At 38.6% G+C, this 19,628-nt stretch carries 14 protein-coding genes and 1 CRISPR repeat array; of the genes, 4 read left to right on the forward strand and 10 right to left on the reverse strand.

The window, feature by feature from the left end:
- Window positions 1-22: 22 nt before the first annotated feature.
- From F952_RS12750 to F952_RS12765, 4 genes are read right to left on the reverse strand one after another with little or no spacing between them, the layout of a single operon-like run.
- Window positions 23-484 carry a 2-amino-4-hydroxy-6-hydroxymethyldihydropteridine diphosphokinase gene (locus tag F952_RS12750; RefSeq protein ID WP_004928310.1) on the reverse strand — a complete coding sequence of 154 codons (462 nt, stop codon included), beginning with the start codon at window positions 482-484 and terminating at the stop codon, window positions 23-25.
- Window positions 441-821, reverse strand: a complete 381-nt coding sequence (folB, locus tag F952_RS12755) for a dihydroneopterin aldolase (RefSeq protein WP_004928311.1) — start codon at window positions 819-821, stop codon at window positions 441-443. The genes F952_RS12750 and folB overlap by 44 nt, the downstream gene beginning before the upstream one ends.
- Before the next feature lie 18 nt (window positions 822-839).
- Window positions 840-2,138 carry an ABC1 kinase family protein gene (locus F952_RS12760; protein ID WP_004928313.1) on the reverse strand — a complete coding sequence of 433 codons (1,299 nt, stop codon included), beginning with the start codon at window positions 2,136-2,138 and terminating at the stop codon, window positions 840-842.
- A gap of 20 nt (window positions 2,139-2,158) precedes the next feature.
- Window positions 2,159-2,926 (reverse strand): HesA/MoeB/ThiF family protein, encoded by a 768-nt coding sequence (locus tag F952_RS12765; protein ID WP_370458635.1) that lies wholly within the window; start codon window positions 2,924-2,926, stop codon window positions 2,159-2,161.
- 276 nt (window positions 2,927-3,202) lie between these two features.
- Window positions 3,203-4,730: direct repeats of the CRISPR family, unit length 28 nt; unit sequence CTTCACTACCGCACAGGTAGCTTAGAAA.
- Between the two features lie 183 nt (window positions 4,731-4,913).
- Between F952_RS12765 and F952_RS12770 the strand changes: the two genes are divergently transcribed.
- Window positions 4,914-6,896, forward strand: a complete 1,983-nt coding sequence (locus F952_RS12770; RefSeq protein WP_004928319.1) for a hypothetical protein — start codon at window positions 4,914-4,916, stop codon at window positions 6,894-6,896.
- 109 nt (window positions 6,897-7,005) lie between these two features.
- Here the strand turns inward: F952_RS12770 and F952_RS12775 are convergent, their stop codons facing one another.
- Complete coding sequence (locus F952_RS12775) at window positions 7,006-8,706, reverse strand: Hsp70 family protein (RefSeq protein ID WP_004928322.1); 1,701 nt, start codon at window positions 8,704-8,706, stop codon at window positions 7,006-7,008.
- A gap of 175 nt (window positions 8,707-8,881) precedes the next feature.
- On the opposite strand from F952_RS12775, the gene mprF reads away from it, so the two are divergent.
- Entirely contained in the window at window positions 8,882-11,452 is a 2,571-nt protein-coding gene (gene mprF, locus F952_RS12780; RefSeq protein ID WP_004928324.1) for a bifunctional lysylphosphatidylglycerol flippase/synthetase MprF, read from the forward strand.
- A gap of 253 nt (window positions 11,453-11,705) precedes the next feature.
- On the opposite strand, the gene F952_RS12785 is transcribed toward mprF, so the two are convergent.
- From F952_RS12785 to prfA, 3 genes are all read right to left on the reverse strand, one after another.
- Window positions 11,706-12,476 carry a 3-hydroxyacyl-CoA dehydrogenase gene (locus F952_RS12785; RefSeq protein ID WP_004928327.1) on the reverse strand — a complete coding sequence of 257 codons (771 nt, stop codon included), beginning with the start codon at window positions 12,474-12,476 and terminating at the stop codon, window positions 11,706-11,708.
- 465 nt (window positions 12,477-12,941) lie between these two features.
- Entirely contained in the window at window positions 12,942-13,766 is an 825-nt protein-coding gene (prmC, locus tag F952_RS12790) for a peptide chain release factor N(5)-glutamine methyltransferase (protein ID WP_004928330.1), read from the reverse strand.
- The gene (gene prfA / locus F952_RS12795; protein ID WP_004928334.1) at window positions 13,766-14,854 is read right to left on the reverse strand and encodes a peptide chain release factor 1; all 1,089 of its coding nucleotides are present in this window, start codon (window positions 14,852-14,854) and stop codon (window positions 13,766-13,768) included. Before prfA ends, prmC begins: the two co-directional genes overlap by 1 nt.
- A 469-nt stretch (window positions 14,855-15,323) precedes the next feature.
- Here prfA and F952_RS12800 point away from each other — a divergent pair, with 469 nt between their 5' ends.
- Together F952_RS12800 and F952_RS12805 are read left to right on the forward strand one after the other, a co-directional pair.
- Window positions 15,324-15,773 (forward strand): glycine zipper domain-containing protein, encoded by a 450-nt coding sequence (locus tag F952_RS12800; protein ID WP_004928336.1) that lies wholly within the window; start codon window positions 15,324-15,326, stop codon window positions 15,771-15,773.
- 155 nt (window positions 15,774-15,928) lie between these two features.
- Window positions 15,929-16,933: an LLM class flavin-dependent oxidoreductase gene (locus F952_RS12805; protein ID WP_026056828.1), complete on the forward strand. Its 1,005-nt coding sequence runs from the start codon at window positions 15,929-15,931 to the stop codon at window positions 16,931-16,933.
- Window positions 16,934-17,014: 81 nt separating this feature from the next.
- On the opposite strand, the gene F952_RS12810 is transcribed toward F952_RS12805, so the two are convergent.
- Window positions 17,015-18,454, reverse strand: a complete 1,440-nt coding sequence (locus F952_RS12810; protein ID WP_004928342.1) for a putative bifunctional diguanylate cyclase/phosphodiesterase — start codon at window positions 18,452-18,454, stop codon at window positions 17,015-17,017.
- A 210-nt stretch (window positions 18,455-18,664) separates the two neighbouring features.
- Entirely contained in the window at window positions 18,665-19,501 is an 837-nt protein-coding gene (gene ppsR / locus F952_RS12815; RefSeq protein ID WP_004928345.1) for a posphoenolpyruvate synthetase regulatory kinase/phosphorylase PpsR, read from the reverse strand.
- Between the last annotated feature and the right edge of the window lie 127 nt (window positions 19,502-19,628).

A 19,628-nucleotide genomic window follows, 5' to 3' on the forward strand; every position in this document is an offset into this window, starting at 1 on the left:
GAATAATAAAATAACCTTAGAATTATGATGAAGAAATCACTTGCAGATTAACATTAAAATCAATTTTTGGATAATTTAAATATTTTACTTCTAAATCTGTATTAGGCCATAACTCATAAAGTGGGATTTTTACATCTACAGCTAAAGGCAGTTTCTTTGGATTAAATTGCATCTGGTCAAGTGTACTGCCCCACGCGATTAGATCGACATCCAACGAGATTTGATGTGATGGCCGAACACGCCCAGAAAGTGCTTCAAGTTGTTTTAAATGCAACTCAATCTCTTGTGCACTTAAATCAGACACCAGTAAGCAGGCAGAATTCCAGTAGTCCTCTCCCACCCCATCACGACATGGAATTTTATACACATTTGAAAACTGCACATCTCCCCATGACTGAATTTGTCGATAAGCCATTTCAAAATGTTGCTTTTGATTTAAGTTACTCGAAAGTGCGAGTGCAAAAATTGTGGCGTTGGCGTTCAAGTCGAATTCCTACAGAATGAGCTTCTGCAATAATGGCAGGCTTACGAATGGTAATAATAATAGACTCAATCGTGGGAAAAGTTTCAAACAGTATTTTCAGAACCAAATGCGCAGCGTGCTCAATAAGTTTGGGTTGAACTGTCTGAATGGACTGCGCCGCCAATTCACAAATCTGGGCGTAATTTAGCGTATCTTCCAGCTCATCTGAACATGCAGCTTTTTGCAGATCATTATGGATCGTTAGATCAAGTAATAACGGCTGAGTAATTTGGCGTTCCCAATTAAAACATCCTACAACTGTATTGACTTTTAAACCTTCAATAACAATGGCATCCATAATGATCTAACTCGACAATTAATGCTTTAACAACGACTGAGGCTCTATAGTTTGAACCATTTTCAAACGTTGGTCTGCATAAATATCGGTATAAGGTGCAAGTACGCGCATAAAACGATCGAAATAAAGCATTTGTTTGAACAACAAGGCAAAATCACGAGGAAATTTAATGCCATGACGCTCACCAACGGCCACCATGTCCAGCATAATATCATTAAGATCTGACGGTTTTGAGGCTAGAATTTCCTGTGGATCTGCAAGTAAGACGCCGCTAAACAAACGTTCTAAATCCTGAGCTAAAACCTGTGTATCAATCTGGGTTTTGGTCATCCCCATTTTCAGCATGTTTTCAGCCATAGCAGTGTAGTCAGTTTTTTGTAAGGCATCCATAAATGCCAGACAAGCTGTCCAGACTTGTGGATTCAGTTGACCAACAATACCAAAGTCAATAAAACCGATTCGACCATCTTCAAGCAGCATTAAATTCCCTGCGTGTAAATCTGCATGAAAACTTTTACATAGCATCAGACTACCAAACCAAGTATTCATGGCTGTAATCAGAACTTGAGATGGATCTTTGGCAAACTTTTTAACAATATCAAAATCGGTCAGTGATACCCCATACAAACGCTCCATCGTTAAAATACGGCGTGTGGAAAACTGATGATAGACTTTAGGTGCAGTGGCTGCCTGATTGTTGGTAATTTTTAGATATTCAACAAAATCATCAAGATTCTGAGCTTCTTCAATAAAATCTACTTCACGAACCATACGGATCTTAATTTCTTCTACAATTTCTGAAAGAGAAGCAAACTTCACTTTAGGAATTGCTTTTTCAAGCATCTTTGTCGCCCAATGAACAACATTGAGGTCTGTATATAGAATCGTTTCTACACCTGGCTTTTGAACTTTAATCACAACGTCTTCGCCGGTTGTTAATCGCGCAGCATGAACCTGTGCAATCGAGGCAGAAGCTAGAGGTGTTTCATCAATCGATGCAAAAATCTGATTCAAATCACGGCCTTCAAATTCTTCAGCAAGTACTTCCTGAATATAGCTAAAAGGCAAAGTAGGCGTTTGATCTAAACAACCCTGAAATTCTTCAACATATTCGCGTGGAAATAAAGATGGCGTGCTCGCAATAAACTGACCGAGTTTAATGTAAGTCGAACCGAGTGATTCAAAAGTTTCTCGCATTAGCTTGGCGTTGCTTGGTTTTTCAGTTGCATACTTGATGCCTGCTCTTGCCGCGACAAAAGCAGTTTCACCAATACGTGCAACAGATCGTAGCCCATCAAACAGTATATTTTTTTTCATATGATTCAATATGGTTTAACTCATTGTGGCAGTGTATCAAACTTCACCGAGTTTACCGATAAACTTGCCTGACAAGTTGAACAATTTGTATCTTTTTCAAAATGTAAAATTCGTTGTTTCATGCTCATACCATCCCACAGTAAAAGTTTTTCTCTTAATGGCGAACGATCAAGACCAAGATAGAGTAGCGCATGATGTGCCTGCAACGATGCCATGACTACGGGTGTGGTGGCTAGAACCCCAGATTCGGCACAGCGCATTCCCTCATTTTCAAACTGATCTTTTGGAAACAAGCACTCATAGCATGCAGAATCAGAATCTATCATGAATAACTGACCCTGAAATCCAATTGCAGATGCACTAATCAAAGGTATTTGATTTTTCTTACAAGAAGCATTGACCAAATAGCGTGTTGTAAAGTTATCACAACCATCAAGGATTAAATCTTGATGCTGAATCAACTCATCCACATTTTCAGATACTAATTTGTTTACAATATATTCAACAACGATATGCGGGTTGAGCTGGGTTAAACGTTTTGCAAGCACTTCGGCTTTGAAACATCCTAAATCATTAGGTGTAAATGCGATCTGCCGCTGAAGATTACTGATTTCAATCGTATCTGAGTCAATGAGGGTAATTTTGCCGACCCCAGCACGTGCAAGCAACTCAGCCGACGTACAGCCAATTCCACCCGCTCCAACAATCAAGACATTGGCAAATTTTAATTTTTCCTGAGCATCAACATCCCATCCATCTAGTAAAATTTGACGGCTATATAAATGCATTTCTGCATCGTTAAGCTCTAAATCCAGATTGTCCTGATCGTTCACTCGCGATTATCCCAATTTATGAATACTAAATTTATAACTATAATTATAAAGAGAAGCTTGTGTCGTGAGATGTTTTATTTTGACAAAAGTAAGCTTTTACCCCAATATTTTATTTACTCTTTAACAGCCAAATAAAATCAAAGACTTAGTTAAAGTCAAAATAAAATGGGTATTTCCATTTTATTTGCTTTAATGGATTGTTTATATTAATTATTTTTGCACTTTCTTACTCTTCACTACCGCACAGGTAGCTTAGAAATCACACTGCACTTGCGATTGGGGCACTATCAACTTCACTACCGCACAGGTAGCTTAGAAAAATGTCGTGAACACTCAGACAGGCGGATACCACTTCACTACCGCACAGGTAGCTTAGAAACGACAGAGCAAGACATCACTGATATGTCGAATTCTTCACTACCGCACAGGTAGCTTAGAAAGCAGTCGGACAACTTCAATCGAACGCATCATCCTTCACTACCGCACAGGTAGCTTAGAAACTGCTTCTCGGTCATCCTTAAATCTGAATGAGCTTCACTACCGCACAGGTAGCTTAGAAATCACACTGCACTTGCGATTGGGGCACTATCAACTTCACTACCGCACAGGTAGCTTAGAAAAATGTCGTGAACACTCAGACAGGCGGATACCACTTCACTACCGCACAGGTAGCTTAGAAACGACAGAGCAAGACATCACTGATATGTCGAATTCTTCACTACCGCACAGGTAGCTTAGAAAGCAGTCGGACAACTTCAATCGAACGCATCATCCTTCACTACCGCACAGGTAGCTTAGAAACTGCTTCTCGGTCATCCTTAAATCTGAATGAGCTTCACTACCGCACAGGTAGCTTAGAAATCACACTGCACTTGCGATTGGGGCACTATCAACTTCACTACCGCACAGGTAGCTTAGAAAAATGTCGTGAACACTCAGACAGGCGGATACCACTTCACTACCGCACAGGTAGCTTAGAAACGACAGAGCAAGACATCACTGATATGTCGAATTCTTCACTACCGCACAGGTAGCTTAGAAAGCAGTCGGACAACTTCAATCGAACGCATCATCCTTCACTACCGCACAGGTAGCTTAGAAACTGCTTCTCGGTCATCCTTAAATCTGAATGAGCTTCACTACCGCACAGGTAGCTTAGAAATTCCACCAATCAAGAGTGGATTGGTCAATAGTCTTCACTACCGCACAGGTAGCTTAGAAAAGTCGACCGCGAGACGGGAAAAAGTACGAACACTTCACTACCGCACAGGTAGCTTAGAAACGTAGACTGCCACCACCGCACCCCCATACATTCTTCACTACCGCACAGGTAGCTTAGAAATCGCGCAATCCATCGCGAGGGGCCTATTCGAGCTTCACTACCGCACAGGTAGCTTAGAAAAATGAGAAAATCAAACCACCCATGATGATCGTCTTCACTACCGCACAGGTAGCTTAGAAATACTCGAACTTGTCTGTCATATTGCCCTTACCACTACCGCACAGGTAGCTTAGAAATGAATACTCAAATGACAATAAACAGGATAAAGCTTCACTACCGCACAGGTAGCTTAGAAATGTGAACAAATCCGTTGTAAGCCGCGCCTTATCTTCACTACCGCACAGGTAGCTTAGAAAATTTAAAAGCCACTCATCTGACACACCTAAAACTTCACTACCGCACAGGTAGCTTAGAAATTATCGAAGTATTCTGCTTTGGGTGCGGCAATGCTTCACTACCGCACAGGTAGCTTAGAAAACCAGAAATGATTCCAGATATTCCAGATGAATCCTCACTATCGCACAGGTAGCTTGATCAAGTAAATTTTGATCAAACATTTAAAGCATATTAAAATAGTCACTTAAATTATCAATCAAACATTACTTTACTGATTCATATCAGTTTTTCTAACGATAGATAACAAAATTTTGAGTAAAAGAAATGACTGCATGGCAACAACTTGGGATAGAACCCACTACAAATTTAAGAGAAATTAAAAAAGCATATGCTGTAAAGCTCAAGCAAATTGATCAAGATACTCAACCAGATCAGTTTATTGCATTGAGAGAAGCCCTTCAAACTGCCCAATATGAAGCAGAATATGGACTGTTTGATCAAGAAGAGAATCAAGATTCTCTATTTAATGATGATCAGCCACTAAATTTTAATGAGCACACTGAATCCGCTCAAGAAAATGAAATCAATCAATCATCAGACACTTTACTTGAAGAAATTTATCTTGCCATTCAGCAACGTATCGTCGAGCAAGATATTCACTTCAATATTCGAGAAGCATTGCAAAAATTTGCTGATCATCTTGATATAGTGAGTGAACAGGCAACGCGATTATCTTATATTGAACGCATGGATCAATTATTACTTGATCACGGTCTCGAAGACTTTCTGGGCTATGTAGCAGAGTCATCAAATCATTTCACTATAGCATCTGATCAAATTGATGAGCTTTACAGTCATTCAGAAACGGTCATTGATCTCAATGATGAACAATCTGATCAGAATATCACTCAAGAAATTGATCCTGTCATTAATGAGCTTTATCAAGTCAAGCAGTTACTGTGGGAAGATAATATTAGTGATGACGTATTTGAAAGATTTAGCTTACTACTCAATCAGCAGTTTGATCTACCGCTTGGGCAGCAAATTGAGATAAAAGACCAGCTCATGAGTGCTGTGGCAGAGCTCAGAGTAGATAGGATGAGCCCGCAATATTTCAGATTTCTTGAACTTTGGAATGATGTATATCCAGATGATGTACATGAATACAACGAGCATTATTATAGTCGTATACTTCAGCAACGCCTGCATGAATATTTACAAAAACGTGATTTATTTAAATCCTTATCGCATGATGATTATTCTTTCTTAGAGCATCTTTCAGGTTCACAAAGCTTTCGTCCATTTAAGATGCTGCATCTTCAGAAACAACTCAAACACCACCATCCAAAACAGCAAGTCATGGATGTTCTTGATCAATTTGAGATAAATGATACCGCATCCAATATTAACTATAACTTTCTTAAAAGTATCAACCAAATTAAACACTTTGTATTAATGAATTTAGTGTTTTCAGTCGTAACTTTTTTCGTATTGGATCAGTTTTTATCAAACTTGCTTACACAGAGAACGCTTATTTTAATCTCAATTGGCGTGTTTATCTTATTTACATTGATCATTCAGCCTATGATTCATGCAAAAATTCTGGCTTTCCCAAATCGTGATGACCTCTTATATCGTTATCAAAAAATCTGGTTTATCAGTGGTTTTCTCATGTGCATTGCCGCTTCAGCTCTACCAGCGATTTTGTATTCTTCACTGAGTTATTTATGGCTGATTGCTACAATTATTCTGTTGGGTTGCTTAAAATTAGATGCGCATAAAAATATGAATCGTATCTTTCAAAGCGCTTATATTAAATATGACTATCTCATGATGGGAATAGGTATAGCAATTTTGTGTTTTGGATTGAGTTTTGTTTTTTATACTTTGGGTCAACCGCATCAGCCTTGGCTCATCAGTTATAGTTTGATTCCGATCAGTTGCTTGCTATTTCCAGATTCATTTCGTCCGTTGTTTTATAGCTTTGGCTCTGGTAAAAATACGGATGATTTAAACGAGCAACAAATTATACGTAAAACAATCATCATCATTTTGCTTCGAATCGCTTTTGTTGGATCGGTTGGCTATTTTGTCATATCAGAAAATTCACAGCACTATATTTACGCCGCCTGCCTAACCTTTGTAGGATTATTCTTTACGTTATTCAATACCAAAAAGTTTTCTTCTTTTATCAAATATACAACTTACATCGCCACAATTATTGTGGGATTTCATGCGATCATTATTAGTATTATCACTGGATTTTATCTATATAAAAGCTTAGAAATAAAAAAACAGTTGAGTTAATCGTACTGAATAAATCGAGTGTCTGGAAATTTTTACAGGCACTCGATCAAATAAGATGTAACGATTCAGGAAATAGTTTTCATGATCGTCGTTAGTCGCCCAAAACTATTTAATATTCCTCAAACAAACTCAAATCTTCAACTTCATTTAAGAAAGCCTCAAAATATTGTCTGGCTTCACGGATTTGTCGTTCATCTTGTTGATTGAGAATTTGATTAAAACGCTCCGTACGATCACCAATTTGATAACGAAGATCACCCGTTCGTTCACTGTACAGACGCTCGGCACGTAATAGTAAACTCTTATTCATCAGGTTATCTCGTGGGTGGATTTTAAGTGATTGAAGTTGTAAACGCGCTTTTTCAACGTCTTCAGCAGACATGACGCTTTGATGATTCACCACCACTTTTTGCAGTTTCTCACCCGTCGCTGGAACGTCGACATCGACATCCAGAATTCCGTTAGGATTATAGGAAAATCTGACATCGATTGATAAATAATCGTCATTTGGAGGTAACGGTACAGTTAAAGAGCCCAGAGAGACATTTTCTCGACACAATCGATGTTCACCCTGATAAATTTGAACCACAATCTCTCTTTGGCCTTTATTCATTGCAGTGTAGGTATTGACCTTACTGGCTGGAATGACAATATTACGCTCCAGAATAGGTGAAAACTGACCTTCATCGCCGACAGCAATCCCTAAACTAAATGGACACACATCGGTCAAAACCACTTCTTTTAAGGATTGATCTTTGGCTTTTAGACCAGCCTGAATGCATGCTCCCCGCACAATGGCTTCATCTGGCTGAACACTGGTTGAAGGGAAACGTCCAAACAACTTGGTGACCAATTTGCGTACAGCAGGTATACGCGTTGCCCCACCGACCATGATAATCTGGTCTACTTGCTTAGGTAAAATTCGGGCATCACGCAGAGCTCGTTCAAGCGGACGGCGTAATCTTAATAGTAATGGCTCTGCCCAGTTGGTCAAATCGTCCTGTGAAATTTCAAATGTTGCTTCATGATCATTCCATTTGAAATTAAGTTGGGTAGACGTCTGCTTACTCAGTACATGTAAACAATATTGAGCCTTGGCTTTTAATGCAATTTCAACATCATAAGGAATCGTAGTTTCGTTATATCCGAAGATAGAAGCATTCTTCTTCCAATACTGTTTCATGATTAACTGTACAAAATCGTCTCCACCTAAGTAATTGTCTCCTGCACTGGCTCGCACCTCAATAACACCATCAAATAGCTCAACAATTGAGACGTCAAAAGTACCGCCGCCTAAGTCAAAAATGAGAAAACAGCTATCATCACTCTGACCAAGCCCATAAGCCAGAGCCGCAGCAGTCGGTTCATTAATCAGGCGACTCACTTTCAAACCAGCCAGTTCAGCAGCAGAAATTGTGGCTTGGCGTTGTATATCATTAAAATAAGCAGGTACAGTAATGACTGCTTCATCAATTTCACATTGCAAGGCATGCTCGGCATCCTGTTTAAGCGACCGTAAAATAAGTGATGAAAGTTCAACCGCTGAAAAACTACGATCCCCTAATTTTAATGGTTTAGATGTACCCATCAAACGTTTAAAACTGGTCAAAACATCCCGACCTGAAGCACGTAGCTCTAAAGCAGCCTGCCCAATCAGAATTTGCTCATCTTCATCCATTGCAATTGCAGAAGGCGTTAATTTATTGCCATATGCATTTTCAATGAGTCGGGGTTGACCATTTTCAAAAACACCTACAAGTGAGTTACTTGTTCCAAGATCGATACCGATTAAAGGTTTTATTTCTGTCATTTTTTATCAAATATTAAAAGTTTTGTTGAGAAAATATCAATTCTAGCTATCAACATTCTAGCCAAGAAAAATACGTTTGGCGACTTTAAAGCATCACTTTTAACATAGGTATATTGTAAAAAATGCATATACTGTGGTGGATAAATACATTTCTAAATTTTGGCACCTTGTTCTCATGCTTAAGCAACCTTTTATTCAAAGAATAATTCAATATGCACCTGTAATTTTATTTTGCATCGCTTTATTGATCATACATAAAGAGCTAGAAACACATGAATTTTCTGGCTTGCTGAAGCACTGGAATAATATTCCGTGGTCAGTCGCGCTAATGGCATGTGGTCTGACCTTAGTCAACTATTTACTCCTTTCCCTTTATGATGTTTTGGCTTTAAGATCATTGGGATATCGGACTATTGCATATAAACATATTCTGTTTACTTCATTTGTTAGTTTTGCCATTAGTAATAATACAGGGCATGCCTGGGCATCTGGAGGTTCAATTCGTTATCGCTTTTACCAAAAGATGGGCGTTCAAGGTTGGGACATCGCAAAGATTTCGGCTTTTTTAAGCCTGACATTTTTTATTGGTCTCATGACACTTGGCTTGGGTTCAATTTTTATTGCTCCAGCAAATGTACTCAATCACATTCCTCATTCCCCTATTCTTTATGTACTTATCTTGCTATGTGCAGGATTTTTAATTGCTTACTGGGCAATTGTTCTATTTGTGCAAAAGCCTATTAAAATTAAAGCAATCAGTATCGATATTCCCTCACCTAAAACCGCTTTATTACAAACACTACTGGCATGTTCAGATCTGATATTGGCCTCTACCGTATTATGGGTCTTGCTAAAAGATATTCCTGGAGTGAGCTTTGAAACCTTCCTTGTGATTTTTGTACTGGCTCAGCTTTTAGGCCTTGTATCTCAAGTACCAGGCGGTATTGGTGTATTTGAAGGTTCTTTTTTATGGCTATCAAGTAATGCTTTTGCATCAAGTCAACCCAGCATCGCAATCGCGTTAGTCCTGTATCGGGTCATTTATTACTTCTTACCCTTATTACTTACTGGAATTATTCTAGTTTTAAAAGATTTTTATCAATATCGGAGTAAATTTCTTCAGGCAGAAAAACTTGCAACACGTATTATTCCATCGGTAGTACCGCAAATCTTTTCGATGTTTCTGTTTTTTATTGGTGCCTATATGCTGTTTTCAGGTTCTATGCCAAGCTTACCTGAAAAAACGCATTGGCTACGCAATTTTATTCCCTTACCTCTGCTTGAATTTTCGCATCTGGCCGGCTCATTTATTGGTGTATTACTTTTATTTTTAGCGCGTGGCATACACTTAAAATTAGATGCAGCTTGGTATGGAGCTTTAATTTTACTGGCCTTGGGTATATTTAGCTCTATTTTAACTGCCAGTGATTGGTTTCAGATTTTTGCTTTAACAAGCATATTTATGGCAATACTCATTTCTCATCGTTTTTTTTACAGACGTTCTTCTTTATTTAAATTGTCTTATAACCCAATCTGGTTCAGTAGTATTGCTCTGGTCATTCTAGGTACAATCTGGTTTGGTTTCTTTGCTTATAAACATGTGGAATATTCCAATGATTTATGGTGGCAATTTTCCTATAAAAATGATGTTTCACGTTTTTTACGTTCACTTATCGTCATTGGTGTTGTGATCTTAATGGTGCTGATCTGGCAACTCATGGGAATTTCAAAACCTAAAAAGCCAGCGCAGATTGATTCCAATGAACTCGATCAAATCAAAAAAGTGCTTTTAAATGCTCATGAAACTCAAGGTTTTCTGGCACTTTTAGGAGATAAAAGTATTTTTTGGTCAGATGATGAAACTGCCTTTATTTCTTATTCAATGACGCAAAAATATTGGGTTGTGATGGGTGATCCTGTAGGTAACAAAGCCACTTTTGCCCAGTTACTCTGGGATTTTAAAGAAAAAGCAGATCGTTATGGAGCAAAAATTGTTTTTTATCAAATTGGCGAGAAAAATTTGCCTCTTTATCTCGACTTAGGATTGGTTTTATTAAAACTTGGGCAAGAAGCTCGCGTAGCTTTATCCGATTTTAATCTTGAAGGTAAAAAAAGAGAAAATTTACGTAGAGGCAGAAATAAATTACTGAAGTTAGAGTATCAATTTAAGATACTTGAGCTTGATCAGGTAGAAGCGTCAATGTCTCGACTTAAAGACATTTCTGAGCAATGGTTAAAACAAAAGAATGTTCATGAAAAACAATTTTCGCTAGGCTCATTTCGAGAAGATTATCTGTTACGTACTCGCGTTGCTGTCGCAATTTCTCCAGAGGGGAAAATTATGGCCTTTGCAAATTTGTGGGAAACGTCCACTCATGAGGAGCTATCGATCGATTTGATGCGCTACGATCCAGCATCACCAAATGGAATCATGGATTTTATATTTGCAGAACTTATGCTCTGGGGCAAACAGCAAGGTTTTCTCTGGTTTAATCTAGGTATGGCTCCACTTTCTGGTCTGGAACGACACCCCTTGGCACCTCTCTGGCATAAAATTGGAACCACCATTTTTGACTTGGGTGAAGAATTTTATAATTTTGAAGGTTTATATGAATATAAAGCCAAATTTAATCCAGAATGGGAGTCTCGTTATCTGGCGAGCCCACCAGGTTTGTCCGCACCATTTACCCTAATCGCAATTACTAAGCTGATTGCAGGGAGCTGGAAAGGCATTGTGAAAAAATAGTCAATTCTTTTTAACTCATCGCGCATTTTAAGCAGATCTCACAATACTTAAAATGCGTGATTAAGTTTCAAGTCATTACAATATATAAAAAAATCTATTAAATTTATTATTATCTCGATCAAGCACGTCAAAACGCGATGGCTAGACACAAGTATTTTTGGGTTTCATATTTTAAAATATTCTAATATGTATTCATTTCTGCATATGCCAAATCCCATAAAATATTTGGCATATCGAAATATCATCTTTTTCATTATTTTGGTGCCATACGAATTGCACCATCCAATCGAATCACTTCTCCATTTAAATAAGAGTTTTCAATAATATGTGCGACCAATGCCGCAAACTCCTGCGGTTTTCCTAAACGTGAAGGATAAGGCACCATTTGTCCCAACGCATCTTGTACATTTTGTGGCATAGCTTTTAACATTGGTGTTTCCATAATGCCTGGTGCGATGGTCATGACTCGAATCGCATGGCGTCCCAACTCACGTGCAATTGGTAAAGTCATTGCAACAACTGCACCTTTTGATGCAGCATAAGCCGCTTGACCTATTTGACCATCAAAAGCAGCAACTGAAGCAGTATTAATGATAACGCCACGGTCTTCTTCTTGCGGATCTAGTTTATTAGTACTCATGGCTTGGGCAGCAAAACGCAGCATATTAAAAGAACCAGTAACATTAATATTTAATACTTTATTAAATAGTGCCAAATCATGTAGGCCTTCTTTTCCTACAACTTTTGCAGAGGGCCCTATACCTGCACAATTGATTAATCCTTGCAATTCAATCGCCTGATCTCGCATTTGAATAAAAAACTGCTCGACTTGAGTTTCACTGGTGACATCTAGTTGAAAAAATTGCGCTTTTACTCCTAATAGCTTAACTAATGCATGGCCTGCTTCTATATTCATATCAATGAGGCTAATTTCTGCACCCTGTTTAATCAAATACTCAGCAACAGCAGCACCTAACCCTGATGCCCCACCTGTAATAACAAAATGTTTTCCCTGAATCTTCATACATATTTCCTGATTGATTTTTATTTCGCTCTTGCACCAGAGTAAAAGTTCTTCTTTTTCAATACAATTTCAAAAAACCTCAAATCAATTGCAGTTTTTGAGCATTTAAATCAATTGAAAAATTTGGATCTGTTCTTAGAAAATACTGACTTTTAATAGCACTATAAAGTAAATGAACGATTTACATCGCTTTATCCATCCCAGTATAAAGTATGATATACAATCGTGATGGGGATATTAAAAACACCGAATGCGCCGATGCACATGACATCAGAGTTTTTTAAATCTCATAAATACTCACCTGGCGGCGCACACTAAATTCATTTGACCTAAGATTTAACATTCCTAAAATAACGCAAGAAATGAACGATCAATAAAACAGACATTTTTATTTAAAATCAAACGTATTTTATAGGTATCTTTAGTTACATAAATTTTTAGTGCCAATACAGGGTTTATCGAGTATCAAGTATCGGCTAACCATTGTCCTAAACTAATGCGATCATTACCGCCATAGTCCTTGCATGTTTGTACTTTAGCAAAATTATGATCCATCAATAACTGACAAACAGCCTGCCCCTGATCATAACCATGTTCAACTGCAATCCAGCCGTGCGTGTTCAACCACAGCACTGCCTGCCCAATAATCTGCTCAAGATCTGCCAATCCGTGCTTGTCTGCAACCAAAGCTCGGCGTGGTTCAGTGCCCAAATTTAGCATATGTTCATCATTAGCATCTATATATGGCGGATTAGACACAATGAGGTCAAATTTTTGCGATGGAATAGCTTCAAACCAAGCACTACATAAAAACTTAACCTGATTCAAAGCATGCTTTTTCGCATTGGACTGAGCTACTTCCAGCGTTGGGAAATAAATATCTGTAGCCAGAATTTTCCAGTAAGGTCGTTCTTTTGCTAATGATAAAGCAATTGCCCCTGTACCCGTTCCTAAATCGACCATCGAACAATGTTCAGGTAAATCTAGCGACAATACGGTTTCAATCAAAATTTCGGTATCTGGTCGTGGCACCAGCGTATCAGGAGTCACATTTAAATCTAGACTCCAGAATGGCTGTGAACCGGTAATATAAGCCAGAGGTTCGCCTTTAGAAAGTCGCATCAGACCATCTAAATACTGTTGTTCCTGCTCCTGCGTCAGTATCTGCATCTGACGCATTTTTAGCTCAAGACTGTTCAACTCTAAAATATGTTCAAGCAACCACATTGCTTCCTGACGTTCATAACTGTCAGATTCACCACGTAAGTTGAGTGCTTGTCCGATATTCATTAACCACCATTCTCTTGTGCCAACATAGCCAACTGATCAGCCTGATATTCACGGTGTAAACTATCCAGCAGTTCAGTCAAATCACCTTCCATAATTGCATCTAACTTATACAGTGTTAGATTAATACGGTGATCAGTCATTCGTCCTTGTGGGTAGTTATATGTACGGATACGTTCCGAACGGTCACCAGATCCCACCAAGTCACGACGCATTTCAGAAGTCGCCGTTTCCTGTGCTGCACGTTTGGCATTTTCTAAACGCGACACCAGTAAAGCCATGGCCTTGGCCTTGTTTTTATGCTGAGAACGCTCTTCTTGACATTCAACTACCACACCCGTAGGTACGTGTGTGATACGAACAGCCGAGTCAGTCTTGTTAATGTGCTGACCACCAGCACCAGAGGCGCGATAAGTATCAATACGCAAATCGGCTGGATTAATTTCAACAGTCGTATCGACATCAACCTCAGGTAAAATTGCTACAGTACACGCCGAAGTATGCACACGCCCTTGCGATTCGGTGGCTGGAACACGTTGGACACGATGTGCACCACTTTCAAATTTTAAACGACCATATACACCATCGCCATCAACGCGACAAATCACTTCCTTATAACCGCCATGCTCACCTTCATTTTCTGAAAGTACTTCAATGCGCCATCCCCGAGACTCGGCATATTTACTGTACATGCGAAATAAATCGCCTGAGAAAATAGCAGCTTCATCTCCCCCCGTTCCTGCGCGAACTTCCAGATAAGCCGCATTGGCGTCATTGGGGTCTTTAGGAATCATCAGAATGTTCAGATCACCTTCAAGCTGCTCAATCAAAGCACGGTTTTCTTTAATTTCTTCTTGAGCCATATCCTTAAAGTCAGGATCACTCAGCATCGACTCGGCTGTTTCAATGTCTTCTTCCGCTTGACGATATTTACTCCACACGTCAACAATTTCATTTAAATCACTATGTTCACGTGATAATTTACGAAAACGTTTATTGTCTGAAATAACTTCAGCATCTGCTAGCAATGCTGTTAATTCTTCATGACGGTCACACAATTGATCTAATCGTAAACGTAGCGATTCTTTCATAGGAAGAAAAATCTCAATAAATAAATTCCTGCTCTCACTCATGACAACAAATATGATGAATCAGTCATGTAGGTACAGGTTAAAGCCTAAAATTGCGCATAGTTTACAGATTCTAGCCAGCAAAAGACATACTTGATCTGGATTCGCCTATTGATGGTATCTTTTATTGAAGATTAAAAATTAGATAGCTTATTCACATAGTGAGTGTTGTATTCGCATAATGGGGGGTGCGTTTTGAGCTTATCTCTGTCGAAATCAGAATTAAGTTAAGTCAGACACGAATATATCAACCTCTAACAAGCCTTCATATTTTGGGCTAAAACAACAAAATATCACAATCTACTCACCAAAACGCAATAATGTGATGATTGTTCTTCACATTTTTTAGCTTAAGTCTTGTTACATTTGATCTCATTAAATAGATAACGTTCTGTAAGCGTTATGCTAAGAGCAGGACATGGAGTTTAACATGAAAATTCACACTTGGTTATTGAGTGCAGTATTGGCCAGTTCGTCAATGGTTGCAATTTCAGCTCACGCAGATAATACCACGCGTGTAGCAGCAACTTCTGCATTAGGAAGTGTTGTAGGTACAGCATTAGGCAATCAAATGGGTGGTCACACAGGTGCCATGATTGGTTCGGCAATTGGTGGTGCAGGCGGTGCTGCTGCTGCAAGTAATCGTCGTGATCGTACAGAATCTGCAATTGGTGGCGGTTTAGGCGGCGTGGGTGGTTATACTGTTGGCCGAAACATGGGCGGTACCAATGGTGGTTATATTGGCGCTGCACTTGGTGCTGCAGGTGGTTCTGCCTTAGGTAATAAAATTGCAAAAGACAAAGCAGATGATCGCCGCTATTCTTCAAATGAAGGGCGTGGCTGGAAAAAACATCGTCGTCACCATCATCGTCATCCTTAAGGCTAATCAAATCAAAAACAGCATAATCAAATGCTGTTTTTTTATTTTTGAGCATCATTTAAATTTACAAAGACACTGCATTTATCGTTTTTTTTCGATATAAAACTATCGTATAATATCGTAAAACATCGATATAAATGAGAGTCAATATGTCTGTGGCAACGCTCAAAGATACGCACTTTTCAATTCTTGAACTGGCGCCCGTTCGTGATGATCAAACGATTCAATTTTCTTTACATCATGCCTTAGAACTTGCAAAACATGCAGAACAACTGGGGTATCGACGCTTGTGGCTGGCAGAACATCATAATATGGATGGAATTGCGAGCTCCGCTACGGCTGTTTTACTTGGATATCTTGCGGCAAATACCCAGCACCTACGCTTAGGCTCTGGCGGAGTCATGCTACCAAATCATGCACCTTTAGTTGTGGCAGAACAATTTGGAACATTAGCAACGCTCTATCCTCATCGAATTGAACTTGGTTTAGGTCGCGCACCAGGAACAGATCAGGTGACCATGCGAGCACTACGACGAGGTCGACAAGAAACAGAGGATCAATTTCCACAGGACGTGTTAGAAATCTTAAAATATTTTGATGATCCTGAGCCACATCAAAAGATTGTTGCAACACCAGGTCATGGAACACATGTGCCAGTGTGGCTCTTAGGTTCGAGTCTATTCAGTGCACAACTGGCTGCCAAACTTGGACTTCCCTATTCATTTGCTTCACATTTTGCGCCACGTATGCTGTCCCAGGCAGTACAGCTTTACCGTGAAAATTTTCAAGCTTCTAAATATTTAGAGCAGCCTTATGTATCGATTGGCGTTCCCACTGTAGTCGCACCAACAGATGAAGAAGCACATTTTCTAGCGACCAGCGCTTATCAACGGGTACTGGGGTTAATGCGTGGGCAAAGTCTAAAGTTAAAACCACCCGTAAAATCCATGGAACACATATGGAGTGCATCTGAAAAACTTTCAGTGAATAACTTTTATGCGATGGCGCAAGTTGGTTCACCTGCGACTGTTAAAGCTGGCCTGGAAGATTTACTTGAACATGTAAAGGTTGATGAATTTATTTTTACCTGTGATATTTATGATACTCAAAAACGCTTAGAAAATTTTAGTTATTTGATGGATATCAAGAACGCACTTTAATTATTATTTGACCTAAACAAGAAGGATAGCGTTTTTATAGAGTCTGTTCAGATTTATAAAAGCGCTTTCATATAATTTGATTTATGACAACAATGCACGAGCGTTTTCAGGTGCTAAAGCCTGACTAAACAAAAAACCCTGTCCTACTTCACACCCCTGTTGTTTTAGTAATTCAAGCTGTTCCTGACTTTCAATACCTTCTGCAACCACATCAATGCCGAGATTATTACTCATTAAAATAACAGATTGCACGAGTGCTGAAATAAACTTTTCCTGTTCCATACGTTGTACAAAATCACAGTCTATTTTTAGGCAATCTACAGGCAAATTTGCGAGGCGAGTCAAGGATGAATGGCCAGTACCAAAATCATCCAGAGCGATTCGAATACCATTTTGCTTCAATTTAGCCAGTGCACGGGAAATAAAGTTCTTCCCTTGATCATCTAACAAATGTTCAGTAATTTCAATTTCAATCAAATGATATGGAATCTCAAATTGATTTAAGCGTTCTAATAATAATTCTGCATAGTTGTCCTTTAAAAACTCAACTGGCGCAGCATTGATGGATACAGGAACGAGTTGTAAACCCTGATTGATCCAGCTTGCCATATCTTTAAAGATATTTAATTGCATCTTCTCGCTCAAACGACTCGCAAGACTATAGTCTTCAAACGCATTTATAATCAATTTTGGCAATTGTATTTGATTATCTTCATCATACCAGCGCAGTAATGCTTCAAAGCCTGCAAGTTTGCCACTTTCTAAATAAAATTTTGGCTGATAAAAGGGACGCACTAAATTATGACGTAAGATATGTCTAGCACGATTAAATTGTTGGGCAATCATATTTTGTTCAACCAGCATTTCAGATCGAAAAATAGAACATCCACCACGACCAGATTGTTTCAAATAACACAATGCAATATCTGCCGCTTCAACAATATTAACGTCTTGATTAATATCACGAGGATAAATTGCACCTCCAGCACTGATATTACTTTCAATAATATGATCACGATAATATAAAGGTAAAGAAACCTGTTGCTGCACTAGTGATCCTATCTTCATTAAACTTATATCTGAAGACACATTAGGAATCAAAATCGCAAACTCGTCACTTCCCAAACGCGATAAAAGCACTTCTTGTGGTAATACTTTTTTAATTCTTGAGGCAATTGTTTGTAAAATATGATCGCCCACAATATGACCATGACTAGTATTGATCTGATTAAAATAGTCAAAATCAAATAGGATCAATCCAAAATTGTAATTTTTTTTCTGATGAATAGATGCAATGAGGGTATGAAGTTGCTTCTTAAATCCTGACTGATTAGGTAGTCCAGTAAGTCGATCTATTTCACTATTTTTATCTGAGCGTTCTGCAAGCGGAATTGAGCTTGGAAAATTCACGTTATGGCTACCCAGTACAGGAGTATGATGAGGCTGTCTAGATAGTTGTGTTGCATGTGGCATTAAATCAAGATCGTAGTAAGCAAGATGACGAGCATTCATCAGATTCATACGCATCCCTCCTGTTTACAGACAAAATAGAAATAAGCCAAATGTACGCTTTTGTTAATTATAAAACTAAAATGTGACGCAATTTACATTTGGTTTGTACACTTATTGTCATAATATTTCAAGTACTATATTTATTTAGAGATAATCTGATTGATCTTGCTTAAATTGGAGAAATATTGATGCAATATATTTCTCCATAAATTGAATCATTTAGCCAATGCGACGTTTCAATCCAGTCATTTGTAGAATACGTGTGGAAATTTCCTCAATTGACATTTCTGATACATTTAAATAAGGAATACCTTCAGAAATAAAAATACCTTCAACGGCCCTTAGTTCCATCTGACACTGACTATAGCTTGCATAACGACTGTTGGCCTTACGCTCAGTTCGAATAGCAACCAGACGCTCCGCATCAATCATTAAACCAAACAATTTGTTTTTATGTTCTTTAAGAACTTTCGGTAAACGGTTATCGTCTAAATCTTCTTCGGTTAAAGGATAGTTTGCTACACGAATCCCGAATTGCAAAGAGAGATAAATTGACGTAGGTGTTTTGCCAGAGCGAGAGACGCCAATTAAAATAATATCAGCTTTATCATAGTGGCGTGTTAAAGCACCATCGTCATTGTCTAATGCAAAATGAACCGCATCAATACGTGCCTTATAATATTCAGAGTCGGTCACTGCATGAGTTTGTCCGACTAAAGTTGTAGGCGGTGTTCCAAGTACCTGTTCTAGTTTACTGATCAGACCTTCGAATACATCCAGATTGACTGCTTTAGACGTATTAATGATTTCCCGAACATTCGGATCTACCAAAGTATCAAACACTAAAGGCAAAGTTCCATCACGTGACTGGCACTGGTTAATCTCTTCTACAATATTCATTGCTGCTTCTTCAGTCGTGATATACGGCATAATGTGAATATCAAAATCAACGTTTGGAAATTGAGCCAGTAACGAATGTCCGAGGGTTTCTGCTGTAATAGCTGTTCCATCCGAAATAAAGAACACGCTACGCTTAATGAGTTTTCCTTCAGACATGAAAATTCTCCTTAAATATTTGTCTAAGTGCTATATAATCTTTATAGTAAACTGATCTTACATGACTGTCGCTTAGTAAAAATCAAAAATCTAAGCAAATTAAATCATGTCTTCATGCCAAGATAGT

The sequence above is a fragment of the Acinetobacter baylyi DSM 14961 = CIP 107474 genome (genome assembly GCF_000368685.1).
In the GTDB taxonomy this organism is placed as follows: domain Bacteria; phylum Pseudomonadota; class Gammaproteobacteria; order Pseudomonadales; family Moraxellaceae; genus Acinetobacter; species Acinetobacter baylyi.